The 15,926-nt window shown below is 43.1% G+C and carries 16 protein-coding genes, 2 tRNA genes and 3 rRNA genes; 5 read left to right on the top strand and 16 right to left on the bottom strand.

Annotation, left to right across the window (positions count from 1 at the left end; translation table 11 throughout):
• Positions 1–5: 5 nt before the first annotated feature.
• From rplO to gmhB, 16 genes are all read right to left on the bottom strand, one after another.
• Complete coding sequence (gene rplO / locus L4F91_RS00620; RefSeq protein ID WP_250351136.1) at positions 6–440, bottom strand: 50S ribosomal protein L15; 435 nt, start codon at positions 438–440, stop codon at positions 6–8.
• Positions 441–444: 4 nt separating this feature from the next.
• Positions 445–624 (bottom strand): 50S ribosomal protein L30, encoded by a 180-nt coding sequence (gene rpmD / locus L4F91_RS00615; protein WP_103854522.1) that lies wholly within the window; start codon positions 622–624, stop codon positions 445–447.
• A gap of 6 nt (positions 625–630) precedes the next feature.
• Complete coding sequence (gene rpsE, locus L4F91_RS00610) at positions 631–1,131, bottom strand: 30S ribosomal protein S5 (protein WP_103854523.1); 501 nt, start codon at positions 1,129–1,131, stop codon at positions 631–633.
• A 15-nt stretch (positions 1,132–1,146) separates the two neighbouring features.
• Positions 1,147–1,500, bottom strand: a complete 354-nt coding sequence (gene rplR / locus L4F91_RS00605; protein WP_046098797.1) for a 50S ribosomal protein L18 — start codon at positions 1,498–1,500, stop codon at positions 1,147–1,149.
• Between the two features lie 13 nt (positions 1,501–1,513).
• Entirely contained in the window at positions 1,514–2,047 is a 534-nt protein-coding gene (gene rplF / locus L4F91_RS00600) for a 50S ribosomal protein L6 (RefSeq protein ID WP_046098796.1), read from the bottom strand.
• A gap of 18 nt (positions 2,048–2,065) precedes the next feature.
• Positions 2,066–2,458, bottom strand: a complete 393-nt coding sequence (gene rpsH, locus L4F91_RS00595) for a 30S ribosomal protein S8 (protein WP_250351137.1) — start codon at positions 2,456–2,458, stop codon at positions 2,066–2,068.
• A gap of 36 nt (positions 2,459–2,494) precedes the next feature.
• Positions 2,495–2,800 carry a 30S ribosomal protein S14 gene (gene rpsN / locus L4F91_RS00590; RefSeq protein ID WP_250351138.1) on the bottom strand — a complete coding sequence of 102 codons (306 nt, stop codon included), beginning with the start codon at positions 2,798–2,800 and terminating at the stop codon, positions 2,495–2,497.
• A 12-nt stretch (positions 2,801–2,812) separates the two neighbouring features.
• Complete coding sequence (rplE, locus tag L4F91_RS00585) at positions 2,813–3,352, bottom strand: 50S ribosomal protein L5 (protein ID WP_115248902.1); 540 nt, start codon at positions 3,350–3,352, stop codon at positions 2,813–2,815.
• Between the two features lie 20 nt (positions 3,353–3,372).
• Positions 3,373–3,684 carry a 50S ribosomal protein L24 gene (gene rplX / locus L4F91_RS00580; RefSeq protein ID WP_250351139.1) on the bottom strand — a complete coding sequence of 104 codons (312 nt, stop codon included), beginning with the start codon at positions 3,682–3,684 and terminating at the stop codon, positions 3,373–3,375.
• 10 nt (positions 3,685–3,694) lie between these two features.
• Entirely contained in the window at positions 3,695–4,066 is a 372-nt protein-coding gene (rplN, locus tag L4F91_RS00575; protein ID WP_005548786.1) for a 50S ribosomal protein L14, read from the bottom strand.
• Between the two features lie 397 nt (positions 4,067–4,463).
• Positions 4,464–4,579: ribosomal RNA gene (rrf, locus tag L4F91_RS00570) — 5S ribosomal RNA — on the bottom strand.
• Positions 4,580–4,690: 111 nt separating this feature from the next.
• Positions 4,691–7,589: ribosomal RNA gene (locus L4F91_RS00565) — 23S ribosomal RNA — on the bottom strand.
• Positions 7,590–7,898: 309 nt separating this feature from the next.
• Positions 7,899–7,974, bottom strand: a tRNA-Ala gene (locus L4F91_RS00560).
• Between the two features lie 25 nt (positions 7,975–7,999).
• Positions 8,000–8,076 (bottom strand) — tRNA-Ile (locus tag L4F91_RS00555).
• Between the two features lie 80 nt (positions 8,077–8,156).
• Positions 8,157–9,699 (bottom strand): 16S ribosomal RNA (locus L4F91_RS00550).
• Together the 16S, 23S and 5S rRNA genes with 2 tRNA genes alongside form the textbook arrangement of a ribosomal RNA operon.
• A gap of 365 nt (positions 9,700–10,064) precedes the next feature.
• The gene (gene gmhB / locus L4F91_RS00545; RefSeq protein ID WP_265762948.1) at positions 10,065–10,619 is read right to left on the bottom strand and encodes a D-glycero-beta-D-manno-heptose 1,7-bisphosphate 7-phosphatase; all 555 of its coding nucleotides are present in this window, start codon (positions 10,617–10,619) and stop codon (positions 10,065–10,067) included.
• 167 nt (positions 10,620–10,786) lie between these two features.
• On the opposite strand from gmhB, the gene metN reads away from it, so the two are divergent.
• The 5 genes from metN (at position 10,787) to gdhA (ending at position 15,744) form a co-directional block, all read left to right on the top strand.
• Positions 10,787–11,824, top strand: a complete 1,038-nt coding sequence (metN, locus tag L4F91_RS00540; protein ID WP_265762949.1) for a methionine ABC transporter ATP-binding protein MetN — start codon at positions 10,787–10,789, stop codon at positions 11,822–11,824.
• On the top strand, positions 11,814–12,503 hold the full coding sequence (locus L4F91_RS00535; protein ID WP_250351142.1) for a methionine ABC transporter permease: 690 nt from the start codon (positions 11,814–11,816) through the stop codon (positions 12,501–12,503). The genes metN and L4F91_RS00535 overlap by 11 nt, the downstream gene beginning before the upstream one ends.
• A gap of 39 nt (positions 12,504–12,542) precedes the next feature.
• Positions 12,543–13,376 (top strand): MetQ/NlpA family lipoprotein, encoded by an 834-nt coding sequence (locus L4F91_RS00530; protein ID WP_395896653.1) that lies wholly within the window; start codon positions 12,543–12,545, stop codon positions 13,374–13,376.
• 145 nt (positions 13,377–13,521) lie between these two features.
• The gene (locus L4F91_RS00525; protein ID WP_250351144.1) at positions 13,522–14,148 is read left to right on the top strand and encodes a YchE family NAAT transporter; all 627 of its coding nucleotides are present in this window, start codon (positions 13,522–13,524) and stop codon (positions 14,146–14,148) included.
• A 246-nt stretch (positions 14,149–14,394) separates the two neighbouring features.
• Entirely contained in the window at positions 14,395–15,744 is a 1,350-nt protein-coding gene (gene gdhA, locus L4F91_RS00520) for an NADP-specific glutamate dehydrogenase (protein ID WP_250351145.1), read from the top strand.
• Positions 15,745–15,926 lie beyond the last annotated feature (182 nt).

The following is a 15,926-nucleotide window of genomic DNA, read 5'->3' as shown; positions in this document are numbered from 1 at the left end:
ATTAATTATTCCTCAACTGAACCGCCAGCCGCTTCAATTGCTGCTTTAGCGCCTTTAGTTACGCGTAAACCACGAACAGTTACTGCGCATTTCACTTCGCCAGAAAGAATAACTTTTGCAAATTGAATATCTTTAGTTAATACATTAGCCGCTTTTAACGTTTCTAATGTTACAACATTTCCTTCAACTTTTGCTAAATCATTCAAACGAACTTCCGCAGTTACCGCTGATTTCATTGAGGTAAAACCAAATTTTGGTAAACGACGATATAAAGGCATTTGTCCACCTTCGAAACCGCGACGAACACCACCGCCAGTACGAGATTTTTGACCTTTATGACCACGTCCACCTGTTTTACCTAAGCCTGAACCGATACCACGACCTAAGCGTTTTGCACTATGTTTAGCACCTTCAGCCGGAGATAGAGTATTTAAACGCATTCTCTTATTCCTCCACTTTAACCATATATGAAACTTGGTTAATCATCCCACGTACAGCAGGAGTATCAATTAGTTCAACAGTATGGTGCATACGGCGAAGACCTAGTCCACGCAAGGTAGCTTTATGCTTCGGTAAACGAGCGATAGAACTACGAACTTGAGTTACTTTAATAGTTTTAGCCATTGTCCATTACCCCAAAATTTCATCAACGGTTTTGCCACGCTTAGCAGCAACCATTTCTGGTGATTTCATATTTGCTAGTGCATCAATTGTTGCACGAACAACGTTAATTGGGTTAGTTGAACCGTATGCTTTAGAAAGAACGTTACGAACACCAGCAACTTCTAGTACTGCACGCATTGCACCGCCTGCAATAATACCAGTACCCTCACTGGCAGGTTGCATAAATACGCGAGAACCTGTGTGAGTACCTTTAATTGGGTGTTGTAAAGTGCCTTCATTTAAAGCCACAGTAATCATATTGCGACGAGCTTTCTCCATCGCTTTTTGGATCGCTGCCGGAACTTCGCGCGCTTTACCATAACCAAAACCAATACGACCATTACCATCGCCAACTACTGTTAATGCAGTAAAGCTCATGATACGACCACCTTTAACTGTTTTTGATACACGGTTTACCGCGATTAGCTTCTCTTGCAGTTCACCAGCTTGTTTCTCGATGTTTGCCATCTCAAATTACCTCTATTAGAACTGTAGACCAGCTTCACGGGCAGCGTCCGCTAAAGACTGGACACGACCATGATATTTAAAACCGGAACGATCAAATGCAACATCTTTGACACCTTTTGCCAAAGCTCTTTCAGCAATGATTTTGCCCACTACTGCGGCTGCATCTTTATTACCGGTATATTTAACTTGCTCACTAATTGCTTTTTCGACTGTAGAAGCAGCGGCAAGCACTTCTGAACCGTTTGGTGCGATCACTTGTGCATAAATATGACGAGGAGTACGGTGAACAACTAAACGAGTTGCACCTTGTTCACGCATCATATGACGGGCACGAGCTGCACGACGGATACGAGCTGATTTCTTATCCATAGTGTTACCTTAATTATTTCTTCTTAGCCTCTTTTGTACGTACAACTTCGTCAGCATAACGTACACCTTTACCTTTGTAAGGCTCAGGACGGCGATAAGCACGAATATCTGCTGCAACTTGACCAATCAATTGTTTGTCAGCACTTTTCAGAACGATTTCTGTTTGTGATGGACATTCAGCAGTCACACCTGCAGGTAATGTATGCTCAACAGGGTGTGAAAAACCCAAACTTAATGCAACTACGTTACCTTTCATTTGTGCTCTATAACCAACACCCACCAATTGTAACTTCTTAGTGAAGCCTTCAGTAACACCGATAACCATTGCATTAACTAATGCACGCGCTGTACCCGCTTGTGCGTCTGCACCAACTACCCCTGCACGAGGAGCAAAAGTTAATTCATTATTATCTTGTTTAACTTCAACTGAGTTATGAATAGTGCGAGATAACTCGCCATTTTTACCTTTAACTGTTAGTAGCTGTCCGTCAAGTTTAACCTCAACGCCGGCAGGAATACTAACAGGTGCTTTTGCAACACGAGACATTTTCTTCCTACCTCTCTATTAAGCTACATAACAAATAACTTCACCGCCTAAACCCGCTTGACGAGCTGCGCGATCAGTCATTACACCTTTAGATGTAGAAATTACTGCTACACCCAATCCGCCCATAACTTTCGGTAATTCGTCTTTACGTTTATAAATACGAAGACCAGGACGGCTTACGCGTTGAATGCTTTCTACAACAGGCTTCCCTTGGAAATATTTTAAAGTAATTTCCAATTCAGGCTTAGTGCCTTCTAAAACTTTAACGTTCTCAATATAACCTTCCGCAGCTAATACATTGGCAATTGCCACTTTTAGCTTGGATGAAGGCATATTGATCACAATCTTATTCGCAGCTTGACCATTACGAATACGGGTCAACATATCTGCGATTGGATCTTGCATACTCATTGTGCTTTTACTCCGATTCCAAAATAAAGTAGTAAATTACCAACTAGCTTTTTTAAGGCCAGGAATTTCACCACGCATTGCTGCTTCACGCACCTTAATACGGCTCAAACCAAATTTACGTAAGAAACCGTGTGGACGACCAGTTTGGTTGCAACGGTTACGTTGACGGCTAGGGCTTGAATCACGTGGTAAAGACTGTAACTTTAACACTGCTGCCCAACGATCTTCATCTGATGCATTGACATCAGAGATGATTTTTTTCAATTCCATACGTTTTGTATAGAATTTCTCAGCGAGTTTTACGCGTTTGACATCGCGTGCTTTCATTGATTGTTTAGCCATTTGTAACCTGCCTTATTTGCGGAATGGGAAATTAAAGGCAGCCAATAGTGCTTGACCTTCTTCATCGCTATTAGCAGTAGTAGTAATAGTGATATCTAAACCACGAACACGATCTACTTTATCATAGTCGATTTCAGGGAAGATAATTTGCTCACGTACACCCATACTGTAGTTACCACGACCATCAAATGATTTCGCACTTAAACCGCGGAAGTCACGAATACGTGGAACAGCGATTGTAATTAAACGTTCAAAGAACTCCCACATACGTTCACCACGTAGTGTTACTTTACAACCGATTGGATATCCCTGACGGATTTTAAAGCCAGCAACAGATTTGCGTGCTTTAGTAATTAAAGGTTTTTGACCACTAATCGCTGCTAAATCCGCAACTGCGTTATCTAGCAATTTCTTATCGGTCAATGCTTCACCCACCCCCATATTCAGGGTAATCTTTTCGATTCGTGGGACTTGCATGACAGACGAGTAGTTGAATTTCTCTTTCAATTCATTAACTACTTGATCTCTGTAGTAATCATGCAGTTTCGCCATCGCATTACTCCAGTTTTTAATTAAATAATTTCATTGTTAGATTTAAAGAAGCGGACTTTTTTACCATCTTCAAATCTAAAACCTACACGGTCAGCTTTGTTTGTTTTTGGGTTAAAAATTGCAACATTCGATACATCAATTGCTGCTTCTTTTTTCACTAAGCCACCTTCTTTTCCTAATGCAGGAACTGGTTTCTCGTGTTTAGTGATAATGTTAATACCTTCAACAATAACTTTACCGTTTGGTAACACTTTAGTTACCTTACCACGTTTGCCTTTGCTTTTACCAGCAAGAACAATCACCTCATCATTTTGACGAATTTTTGCAGCCATTTCTTACTCCTTATAGTACTTCTGGCGCCAAAGAAATGATCTTCATAAACTTCTCAGAACGAAGTTCACGAGTCACAGGTCCAAAAATACGAGTACCGATTGGTTGCTCTGTGTTATTGTTTAAAATTACACAAGCATTACCATCGAAGCGAATGACTGATCCATCTGGGCGACGAACACCCTTCTTGGTGCGCACAACAACTGCTTTTAATACATCACCTTTTTTAACTTTACCGCGTGGAATTGCTTCTTTCACAGTAATTTTGATGATATCACCAATAGCAGCGTAACGACGGTGCGATCCACCTAGAACCTTGATACACATTACACTGCGAGCGCCTGAGTTATCAGCAACGTCCAGCATAGTCTGTTCTTGGATCATCTTAGTACTCCGCTAAAATTAATAACACCCTCTCGGGACGAACCTATCCTTACAGGATAGAGGATGAATTCTACTATAAAAAATGCTATGAATGCAATATAAAACTGATCTCTAAACACTATTTTCCTTAGAAAAAATCATATAACTCCCCAAATCAAAGTGCCTGTAATTTTGACAGATTTTTCTTGCATCTTTTTTCTCTTGCTTATGTCTTTATACCCCAAACATATCAGACATAATTAATAGCCTTTAAATATACTTATATATAATATCTTTTATCTTTAGATTATGGTTCAATCTAGCCTATTCATTCTCAGTGATGCTTCTCTGCTTCTATTCCCTCCAAATACAAAAAACGCCACTGAGTTCCCTCAATGGCGTTCTTCTTTCATTCAAAACCTGGCGGTGCCCTACTCTCACATGGGAAACTCCCACACTACCATCGGCGTTACAGCGTTTCACTTCTAAGTTCGGCATGGATTTAGGTGGGTCCACTGCACTAACGCCGCCAAGATAATTCTTTATCTCATCTAAATCTTATCTCTTCTTCACAGACTTCAAAGCCTTACGCTCTAAAATCCCTACTCTTTCAATCAAAAACAAGCCAAAACCCTTGAGTGTTGTATAGTTAAGCCTCTCGGGCAATTAGTACTGGTTAGCTCAACGACTCACATCGCTTACACACCCAGCCTATCTACGTCTTAGTCTCAAACAACCCTTACCAACTTAAAGTCGGGGAGAACTCATCTTAAGGCAAGTTTCGTGCTTAGATGCTTTCAGCACTTATCTCTTCCGCATTTAGCTACCCAGCAGTGCCTCTGGCGAGACAACTGGTACACCAGTGATGCGTCCACTCCGGTCCTCTCGTACTAGGAGCAGCCCCTCTCAATTCTCCAACGCCCACGGCAGATAGGGACCGAACTGTCTCACGACGTTCTAAACCCAGCTCGCGTACCACTTTAAATGGCGAACAGCCATACCCTTGGGACCTACTTCAGCCCCAGGATGTGATGAGCCGACATCGAGGTGCCAAACACCGCCGTCGATATGAACTCTTGGGCGGTATCAGCCTGTTATCCCCGGAGTACCTTTTATCCGTTGAGCGATGGCCCTTCCATTCAGAACCACCGGATCACTATGACCTGCTTTCGCACCTGCTCGACTTGTCTGTCTCGCAGTTAAGCTTGCTTATACCATTGCACTAACCTGACGATGTCCGACCGTCATTAGCAAACCTTCGTGCTCCTCCGTTACGCTTTGGGAGGAGACCGCCCCAGTCAAACTACCCACCAGACACTGTCCGAACACCCGTTTCAGGCGCTTCGTTAGAACATCAAACGTTAAAGGGTGGTATTTCAACAACGACTCCACGATAACTGGCGTTACCGCTTCATAGTCTCCCACCTATCCTACACATCAAAATTCAAGGTTCAGTGTCAAGCTATAGTAAAGGTTCACGGGGTCTTTCCGTCTAGCCGCGGGTACACCGCATCTTCACGGCGATTTCAATTTCACTGAGTCTCGGGTGGAGACAGCCTGGCCATCATTATGCCATTCGTGCAGGTCGGAACTTACCCGACAAGGAATTTCGCTACCTTAGGACCGTTATAGTTACGGCCGCCGTTTACTGGGGCTTCGATCAGGAGCTTCTCTTTCGATTACACCATCAATTAACCTTCCAGCACCGGGCAGGCATCACACCCTATACGTCCACTTTCGTGTTTGCAGAGTGCTGTGTTTTTAATAAACAGTTGCAGCCAGCTGGTATCTTCGACTGGTTCATGCTCCATTCGCAAAGAACTTCACACTACGCCAGCGCACCTTCTCCCGAAGTTACGGTGCTATTTTGCCTAGTTCCTTCACCCGAGTTCTCTCAAGCGCCTGAGTATTCTCTACCTGACCACCTGTGTCGGTTTTCAGTACGGTTTAGTAAAGCCTGAAGCTTAGTGGCTTTTCCTGGAAGTGTGGTATCAGTTACTTCAGCTCCTTAGAGCCTCGTCATCATCTCTCTGTGTTGACAGTAGACCGGATTTGCCTAGTCTACCCACCTACCAACTTAAACGTACATCTCCAACAGTACGCTAACCTAACCTTCTCCGTCCCCACATCGCAGCTTTACCAAGTACGGGAATATTAACCCGTTTCCCATCGACTACGCTTTTCAGCCTCGCCTTAGGGGCCGACTCACCCTGCCCCGATTAACGTTGGACAGGAACCCTTGGTCTTCCGGCGAACGGGTTTTTCACCCGTTTTATCGTTACTTATGTCAGCATTCGCACTTGTGATACGTCCAGCAATCCTCTCGAACCACCTTCTTCCGCTTACACAACGCTCCCCTACCCAACAATCTTTCGATTGATGCCGCAGCTTCGGTACTATATTTTAGCCCCGTTACATCTTCCGCGCAGGCCGACTCGACTAGTGAGCTATTACGCTTTCTTTAAATGGTGGCTGCTTCTAAGCCAACATCCTAGCTGTCTAAGCCTTCCCACTTCGTTTCCCACTTAATATAGATTTTGGGACCTTAGCTGGCGGTCTGGGTTGTTTCCCTCTCCACGACGGACGTTAGCACCCGCCGTGTGTCTCCTGTGCAGTACTCTTTGGTATTCGGAGTTTGCATCGGTTTGGTAACCCGGGATGGGCCCCTAGCCGAAACAGTGCTCTACCCCCAAAGGTATTCACACAAGGCTCTACCTAAATAGATTTCGGGGAGAACCAGCTATCTCCCGGTTTGATTGGCCTTTCACCCCCAGCCACAGGTCATCCGCTAATTTTTCAACATTAGTCGGTTCGGTCCTCCAGTTAGTGTTACCCAACCTTCAACCTGCCCATGGCTAGATCACCGGGTTTCGGGTCTATACCTTGCAACTAGCCGCCCAGTTAAGACTCGGTTTCCCTTCGGCTCCCTTATTCAGTTAACCTCGCTACAAAATATAAGTCGCTGACCCATTATACAAAAGGTACGCAGTCACCCAAAAGGGCTCCCACTGCTTGTACGTACAGGGTTTCAGGTTCTATTTCACTCCCCTCACCGGGGTTCTTTTCGCCTTTCCTTCACAGTACTGGTTCACTATCGGTCAATCAGGAGTATTTAGCCTTGGAGGATGGTCCCCCCATCTTCAAACAGGATTCCTCGTGTCCCGCCCTACTTCTCGTAAGCTTAGTACCACACGCGATTTTTCAGATACGGGGCTATCACCCTGTTTCGCTTGACTTCCCAGTCAATTCTCCTAAATCACTCGCTATCACTTACTGGCTACTCCGCTTTCGCTCGCCGCTACTCACAGAATCTCGGTTGATTTCTTTTCCTCGGGGTACTTAGATGTTTCAGTTCTCCCGGTTCGCCTTGTTTACCTAGTTTATTCAGTAAACAATGATAGGTTCTTCACCTATCGGGTTTCCCCATTCGGACATCGTGGGTTAAACGCTTCTTATCAACTCACCCACGCTTTTCGCAGATTAGCACGTCCTTCTTCGCCTCTGATTGCCAAGGCATCCGCCCTGTACGCTTTCTCACTTAACTATACAACCTCAAGGATTTTTTTCCTTAAAGCTATCATCGTCATTCGTTGAGAATCGCTTACTTGCTTTTGTTCAAGTAAGTCTTCTTCTACTCAGACTTCTTCAATTCAATGATAAACTTTATCCTTTATCACCGGCTTGAAAGTCTCTTCAGTTTTCAGCTTGTTTTTACATTGTTAAAGAGCAAATACAATAATACTGATTTTGTGTACTATCATTACTAAATTCTCTGACTAAAATCCATCTTAAGTATATAGACTTAAGATAACCTAAAAGAACTTACTAATGATTTACATCTCATTAAATGATTTGGTGGAGATAAGCGGGATCGAACCGCTGACCTCCTGCGTGCAAGGCAGGCGCTCTCCCAGCTGAGCTATATCCCCAATCATTTCTTCTTCATCACTTGAGTGGTGGGTCTGAGTGGACTTGAACCACCGACCTCACCCTTATCAGGGGTGCGCTCTAACCACCTGAGCTACAGACCCTCAAGGATTCGGGTATTCCTTTGCTTCTCATTGTCTAACATCAATCAACCAATCTGTGTGAACATTCGTCTTCTCTTCGGTAAGGAGGTGATCCAACCGCAGGTTCCCCTACGGTTACCTTGTTACGACTTCACCCCAGTCATGAATCATACCGTGGTAAACGCCCCCCTCTCGGTTAAGCTATCTACTTCTGGTACAACCCACTCCCATGGTGTGACGGGCGGTGTGTACAAGGCCCGGGAACGTATTCACCGCGACATTCTGATTCGCGATTACTAGCGATTCCGACTTCATGGAGTCGAGTTGCAGACTCCAATCCGGACTTAGATGCACTTTCTGAGATTCGCTCACCCTCGCAGACTCGCTTCCCTCTGTATGCACCATTGTAGCACGTGTGTAGCCCTACTCGTAAGGGCCATGATGACTTGACGTCATCCCCACCTTCCTCCAGTTTATCACTGGCAGTCTCCTTTGAGTTCCCACCCATAGTGCTGGCAACAAAGGATAAGGGTTGCGCTCGTTGCGGGACTTAACCCAACATTTCACAACACGAGCTGACGACAGCCATGCAGCACCTGTCTCAAAGTTCCCGAAGGCACAGTCTTATCTCTAAGACCTTCTTTGGATGTCAAGAGTAGGTAAGGTTCTTCGCGTTGCATCGAATTAAACCACATGCTCCACCGCTTGTGCGGGCCCCCGTCAATTCATTTGAGTTTTAACCTTGCGGCCGTACTCCCCAGGCGGTCGATTTATCACGTTAGCTACGGGCGCCAAGCTCAAAGCCCAACCCCCAAATCGACAGCGTTTACAGCGTGGACTACCAGGGTATCTAATCCTGTTTGCTCCCCACGCTTTCGCACATGAGCGTCAGTATCTCCCCAAGGGGCTGCCTTCGCCTTCGGTATTCCTCCACATCTCTACGCATTTCACCGCTACACGTGGAATTCTACCCCTCCCTAGAGTACTCTAGTAAACCAGTCTGAAATGCAATTCCCAAGTTAAGCTCGGGGATTTCACATCTCACTTAATTTACCGCCTGCGTGCCCTTTACGCCCAGTTATTCCGATTAACGCTCGCACCCTCCGTATTACCGCGGCTGCTGGCACGGAGTTAGCCGGTGCTTCTTCTGTGACTAACGTCAAATCAACGCGCTATTAACACGTCAACCTTCCTCATCACCGAAAGAACTTTACAACCCGAAGGCCTTCTTCATTCACGCGGCATGGCTGCGTCAGGGTTCCCCCCATTGCGCAATATTCCCCACTGCTGCCTCCCGTAGGAGTCTGGGCCGTGTCTCAGTCCCAGTGTGGCTGGTCATCCTCTCAGACCAGCTAGAGATCGCAGGCTTGGTAGGCCTTTACCCCACCAACTACCTAATCCCACTTGGGCTCACCTTATGGCTAGTGGCCTTCCGGTCCCACTACTTTAATCCTCAGATATTACGCGGTGTTAGCCATCGTTTCCAATGGTTATCCCCCTCCATAAAACAGATTCCCAAGCATTACTCACCCGTCCGCCACTCGTCAGCATCGAAAGCAAGCTTTCAACCCGTTACCGTTCGACTTGCATGTGTTAAGCCTGCCGCCAGCGTTCAATCTGAGCCATGATCAAACTCTTCAGTTTAATCTCGCTCAATGAATACATAACGTTATATTCTTTTCGAATCTCAAGTTAAGCATCATTGATTTCTAAATTTTAAATCTTTTTGAAAATCAACGAATGCCCACACAGATTGTCTGATTGATTGTTAAAGAGCAAAAAAGAACGACGCGATTTGTATCATCTTAATTTCTACAACGTCGCGTCGTTGTGTGCGGCGTATTATAGACATCTCGAAAATCTTTGCAAGTCTTTTTTTGCAAATTTTTAAGATTTTTTATCGCTTGATGACTTTTACACCAACTTGCAAAATTATTCACCTAAGTGCGGTGAAAATTTAGTGAATTTTTATACCGCACTTTGCTTTTACGTCCTATTAATTTCACATTTTACTTTTTCATTTGCTTAATTAAAGCAGGTAATTGCGCAATGCTATTTATCACAAAATCAGCAGTTTGTTCACTTTCAGCGGTGATCGCTTTGCCTGTACGCACTAAAACACAATTTTGCACACCAGCTCCTTTGCCAGCTTGCATATCTTCTTTTTTATCACCCAGCATAAAAGACTGCGCAGGATCGATATCCAATTCTTCTATTGCCTGTAATAACATACCCGATTTCGGCTTACGGCAATCGCACGCTTCTTTATATTCTCCTTTGCCTTCAGGGTGATGAGGGCAATAATAGATACCATCGAGATCAACACCGCGATCTGCCAGTGACCAATCCATCCATTCGGTGAGTTGTAAAAATTGTTGTTCTGTAAAATAGCCTCTTGCAATGCCCGATTGATTCGTTACCAACACCAATAAATAGCCCATTGCCTTAAGTTGTTGCAATGCCTCAATACTTCCTTCAATAAATTGAAAGTCATCAATTTGATGGACATAACCGTGATCAATATTGATCGTCCCATCTCGATCGAGAAAAATCGCTTTATTCACCTTCTTATCCTTATTATATTAATGCTTGCTATTTTGTTGCATTATGACGTAATTTTATTCTAACTAATAGCGGAACATTCTAAAAATCTTGTGAATAAATATTGACACAGCATTCTAGACGTCTAAAATACCAAAAACTTAAATTTAAGCATATAAAAAGGGCTTATATGATTAAGCTAGAAAACCTTAGTAAAATTTTCGACATTGCGGATAAAAAAATCACCGCACTTGATAACGTCAATTTGCACGTTCCGAAAGGGCAAATTTGCGGTGTGATTGGTGCCTCAGGTGCGGGGAAAAGCACGCTAATCCGCTGTGTCAATTTATTAGAACGACCAACTTCTGGTTCTGTGATAGTAAATGGCAAAGCATTAACCCATTTATCCGATAGCCAACTGATTCAAGAACGACGCAATATTGGAATGATTTTCCAACATTTCAATTTGCTCAGTTCACGCACCGTCTATGGCAACATTGCCCTACCACTAGAATTAGCAGGTGAAAGCAAAGCTGACATTAAACAAAAAGTGGAACAGTTGCTTGCTTTAGTTGGATTAAGTGAAAAACGTGATGTTTACCCAGCCAATCTTTCAGGCGGACAAAAACAACGTGTTGCTATTGCACGCGCCTTAGCCAGTGATCCTAAAGTACTCCTCTGCGATGAAGCAACCAGTGCGCTAGATCCCGCCACCACGCAAGCAATTTTAAAATTATTAAAAGAAATTAACCGCACTTTAGGTATTACTATTCTATTGATTACACACGAAATGGACGTAGTAAAACGGATCTGCGATCAAGTTGCGGTGATTGACAAAGGACGACTTGTTGAACAAGGTTCGGTGAGCGAAATTTTCTCAAATCCAAAAACTGAATTGGCACAACAATTTATTAGCTCAACATTCCACATTAATTTGCCGGAAGAATATTTGGAAAAATTATCACCAACCCCAAAACACCCGAATGCTTGGCCAATTATTAAATTTGAATTTACGGGGCGTTCCGTAGATGCCCCGTTACTTTCACAAGCTTCCAAACGTTTTGGCGTGGATTTAAGTATTCTCACCTCACAAATTGACTATGCAGGTGGGGTAAAATTTGGTTTTACCATCGCAGAAGTGGAAGGCGATGAAGACGCGATTACGCAAGCCAAAATTTATCTAATGGAAAATAATGTTCGTGTGGAGGTATTAGGTTATGTGGACTGAGTTTAGCGCTGAATTTTCCCGTCAGCTTACCCCACAAGTTTGGCAACTGATTGCCAACAGCTCTTTTGAAACAGTTTATATGAGCCTTGTGGCAACCTTTTTTGCTGTATTATTTGGCTTGCCATTGGGCATCATCACCTTTCTAACCAAAGAAGGGCAAACCCTAAATAATAAAAAATTGAACCGCACTTTAGAAATCATTATTAATGTTGGGCGTTCAATTCCTTTTATCATTTTATTATTTGACTTAATGCCCGTAACGCGTTTTCTGGTTGGCACCACCTTAGGCACCACAGCGGCAATTATTCCATTAAGTGTTGCGGCCTTGCCTTTTTACGCACGCTTAACCGTAAACGCCTTGGGCGATATTCCTACGGGGCTAACAGAAACCGCCAAAGCAATGGGAACAAACGTTTGGCAGCTAGTTACACGCTTTTATTTACCCGAAGCCTTACCGATTCTAATTAAAGCAATGACACTCACCTTAGTCACGCTGATTGGTTATTCCGCAATGGCTGGCGCAGTGGGCGGTGGCGGTTTAGGTAACACCGCAATTTCTTTCGGATTACACCGCAATATGCCTTATGTGCTTTGGGTTTCAACCATTATCATCGTACTTATCGTTATGTTATGCGAAAAATACGGTAACAAATTAGCAGATCATTTCGATCATCGTTAATCTCAACATCCACTTAACTCACTAAAAAGGAAAGTAAAAATGAACTTTAAAAAATTATTCACGGTAGCCACACTTTCATCGGTTTTAGCACTAACCGCTTGTAAAGATGACAAAAAAGCAGAAACCACTGCCGCCGCACAACCTGCTGCACAAAAAATTAAAGTGGGCGTAATGTCAGGGCCAGAACACCAAGTGGCGGAAATTGCGGCAAAAGTAGCGAAAGAAAAATATGGTTTAGATGTCGAATTTGTCGAATTTAACGAATATTCATTACCAAACCCAGCGGTAAGCAATGGGGATTTAGATATCAATGCAATGCAACACAAACCTTACCTTGATAAAGATTCGCAAGAACACGGCTATAAAAACCTTGTTATCGTGGGTAACACCTTCGTTTATCCATTAGCTGGTTATTCGAAAAAAATTAAAAATGTGAGCGAATTACAAGACGGTGCCATCATTGCTGTGCCAAATGATCCAAGTAACCTTGCGCGTGCATTAATCTTATTAGAAAAACAAGGTTTAATTAAACTTAAAGACAACACAAACCTATTCGCAACCTCTTTAGACATTGTAGAAAATCCAAAACATCTACAAATTAAAGAAGTGGATACCTCTGTAGCAGCCCGTGCATTAGATGATGTTGATTTGGCGGTTGTTAATAACACTTACGCGGGTCAAGTTGGTTTAAATACGCAAGAACACGGTGTGTTTGTTGAAGATAAAGATTCGCCTTATGTAAACATTATCGTAGCGCGTGAAGACAACAAAGACAGCGACGCGGTGAAAAACTTCGTAAAAGCGTATCAAACCGATGAAGTGTACCAAGAAGCAGTAAAATACTTCAAAGACGGCGTAGTTAAAGGCTGGTAATTTTAACCCCTTTTTTCACCTTGCCCCTGACCATTCAGGGGCATTATTTTCTCATCGAAAAAACACCGCACTTTTCTTGTTCAACAAAAATGAACGCTCTATAATAGCAACAATAGCAACCCCTTTACTTATTCCAAAAAAACGTATGGACATTGCAATTTATATCCAATTTTTCGTAGGACTGATCGCACTCGTCAATCCACTGGGCGTTATTCCTATTTTCTACTCAATGACATCCGATCAAACACCAGCACAGCAAAATCGCACGGGGCTTATTACCTGCTTTTCTGTTACCGTGATTTTGTTGGTCAGCTTCTTCTTTGGCAATATGATTTTAGATGCCTTCCATATTTCCATTAACTCTTTCCGCATTGCGGGAGGTATCTTGGTGGCGATGATCGCACTGACAATGATCAACGGTAAAATCGGTGATCATAAAATCAATAAAGAAGAAAAAGCAGAAAACTTTGACGATTACAACAACATTGCCGTCGTGCCATTGGCAATGCCAATTATGGCAGGCCCCGGCTCAATCAGTGCCACCATCGTATTTGGCTCAAATCAGCATACCATTATGGATTATATTTACACCTCACTCACCATTGCCATTTTCGGGCTATGCTGTTTTATCTTATTAAAATATTCTGAGCCATTGATTAAAAAATTAGGCAAAACAGGTTCTAATGTGATTACCCGTATTATGGGGTTAATTTTGATGTCTCTCGGGGTTGAAATTATTGTTGAAGGGATCAAAAATCTTCATCTCTTCTGATTTATTTTTTAAAGTGCGGTGGTTTATTTAGAATTTTTTCATAAACCACCGCTTTTTTTTGATAATCATCTAATTTTTTATAAAAAACCATTTTTTTACAAAAAAATATTTGCAATAGATCCCCTTTTTGTTGCATAGTAATTCCCAAGCCAACTTTCTAAGGCTTACCTAAAGACTGTACAACAGGACTTTAGCCATTCTAATAATAAATTTATCAACATCATACACACATAAAGGAAGTAAATTATGTCACAAGTTACCTCATTAGAAGAATTCTTAGCCAAAGTTGAACAACGTGATGGACACCAACCAGAGTTTTTACAAGCTGTGCGTGAAGTGTTCACTTCGATTTGGCCATTCTTAGAGAAAAACCCACAATATCGCTCACAAGCTCTTTTAGAGCGCCTTGTTGAGCCTGAGCGTTTAATCCAATTCCGCGTAGCGTGGACAGATGACAAAGGTCAAGTGCAGGTAAACCGTGCTTTCCGTGTTCAATTCAGCAGTGCAATTGGACCATTTAAAGGCGGAATGCGTTTCCACCCTTCTGTAAACCAATCAATCCTAAAATTCTTAGGCTTTGAACAAATCTTCAAAAATGCCCTCACCACATTACCAATGGGCGGTGGTAAAGGCGGTTCAGACTTCGATCCTAAAGGTAAATCTGACGGCGAAGTAATGCGTTTCTGCCAAGCATTAGTAAGCGAGCTTTATCGCCATATTGGCCCTGACACAGACGTTCCTGCAGGCGACATTGGTGTTGGTGGTCGTGAAGTGGGCTATCTTGCTGGGATGATGAAAAAATTATCTAACCAAGCAGGCTGTGTGTTCACAGGGCGTGGTTTATCATTCGGTGGTAGCTTAATTCGTCCAGAAGCAACAGGCTATGGCTTAGTGTATTTTGCACAAGCAATGCTTGAAGAAAAAAATCAATCTTTCCAAGGTAAAACCGTGGTTGTGTCAGGTTCAGGTAACGTTGCACAATATGCGATTGAGAAAGCCTTACAACTTGGCGCGAAAGTCGTTACTTGTTCTGACAGCTCTGGCTACGTTTATGATGAAGCGGGTTTCACCCCAGAAAAATTAGCTGCGTTGATGGAAATCAAAAATGTACAGCGCGGTCGAGTGAAAGATTATGCGGAAAAATTCGGCTTACAATATGTTGCGAACGAGCGTCCGTGGAGCGTGAAAGCAGACATCGCCTTACCTTGTGCAACACAAAACGAATTAGACCTTGCTGATGCACAAAAATTAATCGCTAATGGCGTACAACTTGTGGCAGAAGGTGCAAATATGCCAACAACGATCGAAGCAACCGATGCATTGCTTGAAGCTGGCGTATTATTTGGTCCGGGTAAAGCAGCAAATGCAGGTGGTGTGGCCACTTCAGGCTTAGAAATGGCACAAAGCTCACAACGTCTATACTGGACGGCTGAAGAAGTGGACGCGAAATTAAAACAAATTATGCTCGACATCCACGCTAACTGTAAAAAATACGGCACAGTGGAAGGTCAAGCTAACATCAATTATGTCACTGGTGCAAACGTCGCTGGTTTCGTAAAAGTTGCTGATGCAATGTTAGCGCAAGGGGTTTACTAATAATCCTTAAAGTGCAAAACACATTATGGACTAAGCAAGCAGAGCGAAAGGACATTAATGTATTTATAAAGATAAAGGGAGGTCAAGCACCTCCCTTTATTTTCTCTGCTAATCATTTATAAACAGGTAAAAATTCATAAAAAAACCACCGCACTTTTTTACGATGGTTTTTCTTTTCCCGA

Origin of the sequence: Avibacterium sp. 20-126, from assembly GCF_044358625.1 — a bacterium.
In the GTDB taxonomy this organism is placed as follows: domain Bacteria; phylum Pseudomonadota; class Gammaproteobacteria; order Enterobacterales; family Pasteurellaceae; genus Avibacterium.
The sequence above is the reverse complement of the archived record's forward strand: the minus strand, read 5'-3'. Positions and strand labels throughout refer to the sequence as shown.

Coding starts and splice junctions, on each gene's coding strand:
- L4F91_RS00535 (WP_250351142.1), top strand. CDS start 11,814: ATGTGGACTGAGTTTAGCGCTGAATTTTCCCGTCAGCTTACCCCACAA.
- rplE (WP_115248902.1), bottom strand. CDS start 3,352: ATGGCGAAACTGCATGATTACTACAGAGATCAAGTAGTTAATGAATTG.
- L4F91_RS00530 (WP_395896653.1), top strand. CDS start 12,543: ATGAACTTTAAAAAATTATTCACGGTAGCCACACTTTCATCGGTTTTA.
- rpsE (WP_103854523.1), bottom strand. CDS start 1,131: ATGGCAAACATCGAGAAACAAGCTGGTGAACTGCAAGAGAAGCTAATC.
- rplF (WP_046098796.1), bottom strand. CDS start 2,047: ATGTCTCGTGTTGCAAAAGCACCTGTTAGTATTCCTGCCGGCGTTGAG.
- rpsN (WP_250351138.1), bottom strand. CDS start 2,800: ATGGCTAAACAATCAATGAAAGCACGCGATGTCAAACGCGTAAAACTC.
- metN (WP_265762949.1), top strand. CDS start 10,787: ATGATTAAGCTAGAAAACCTTAGTAAAATTTTCGACATTGCGGATAAA.
- rplN (WP_005548786.1), bottom strand. CDS start 4,066: ATGATCCAAGAACAGACTATGCTGGACGTTGCTGATAACTCAGGCGCT.
- rplX (WP_250351139.1), bottom strand. CDS start 3,684: ATGGCTGCAAAAATTCGTCAAAATGATGAGGTGATTGTTCTTGCTGGT.
- rplO (WP_250351136.1), bottom strand. CDS start 440: ATGCGTTTAAATACTCTATCTCCGGCTGAAGGTGCTAAACATAGTGCA.
- rpsH (WP_250351137.1), bottom strand. CDS start 2,458: ATGAGTATGCAAGATCCAATCGCAGATATGTTGACCCGTATTCGTAAT.
- L4F91_RS00525 (WP_250351144.1), top strand. CDS start 13,522: ATGGACATTGCAATTTATATCCAATTTTTCGTAGGACTGATCGCACTC.
- rpmD (WP_103854522.1), bottom strand. CDS start 624: ATGGCTAAAACTATTAAAGTAACTCAAGTTCGTAGTTCTATCGCTCGT.
- gdhA (WP_250351145.1), top strand. CDS start 14,395: ATGTCACAAGTTACCTCATTAGAAGAATTCTTAGCCAAAGTTGAACAA.
- rplR (WP_046098797.1), bottom strand. CDS start 1,500: ATGGATAAGAAATCAGCTCGTATCCGTCGTGCAGCTCGTGCCCGTCAT.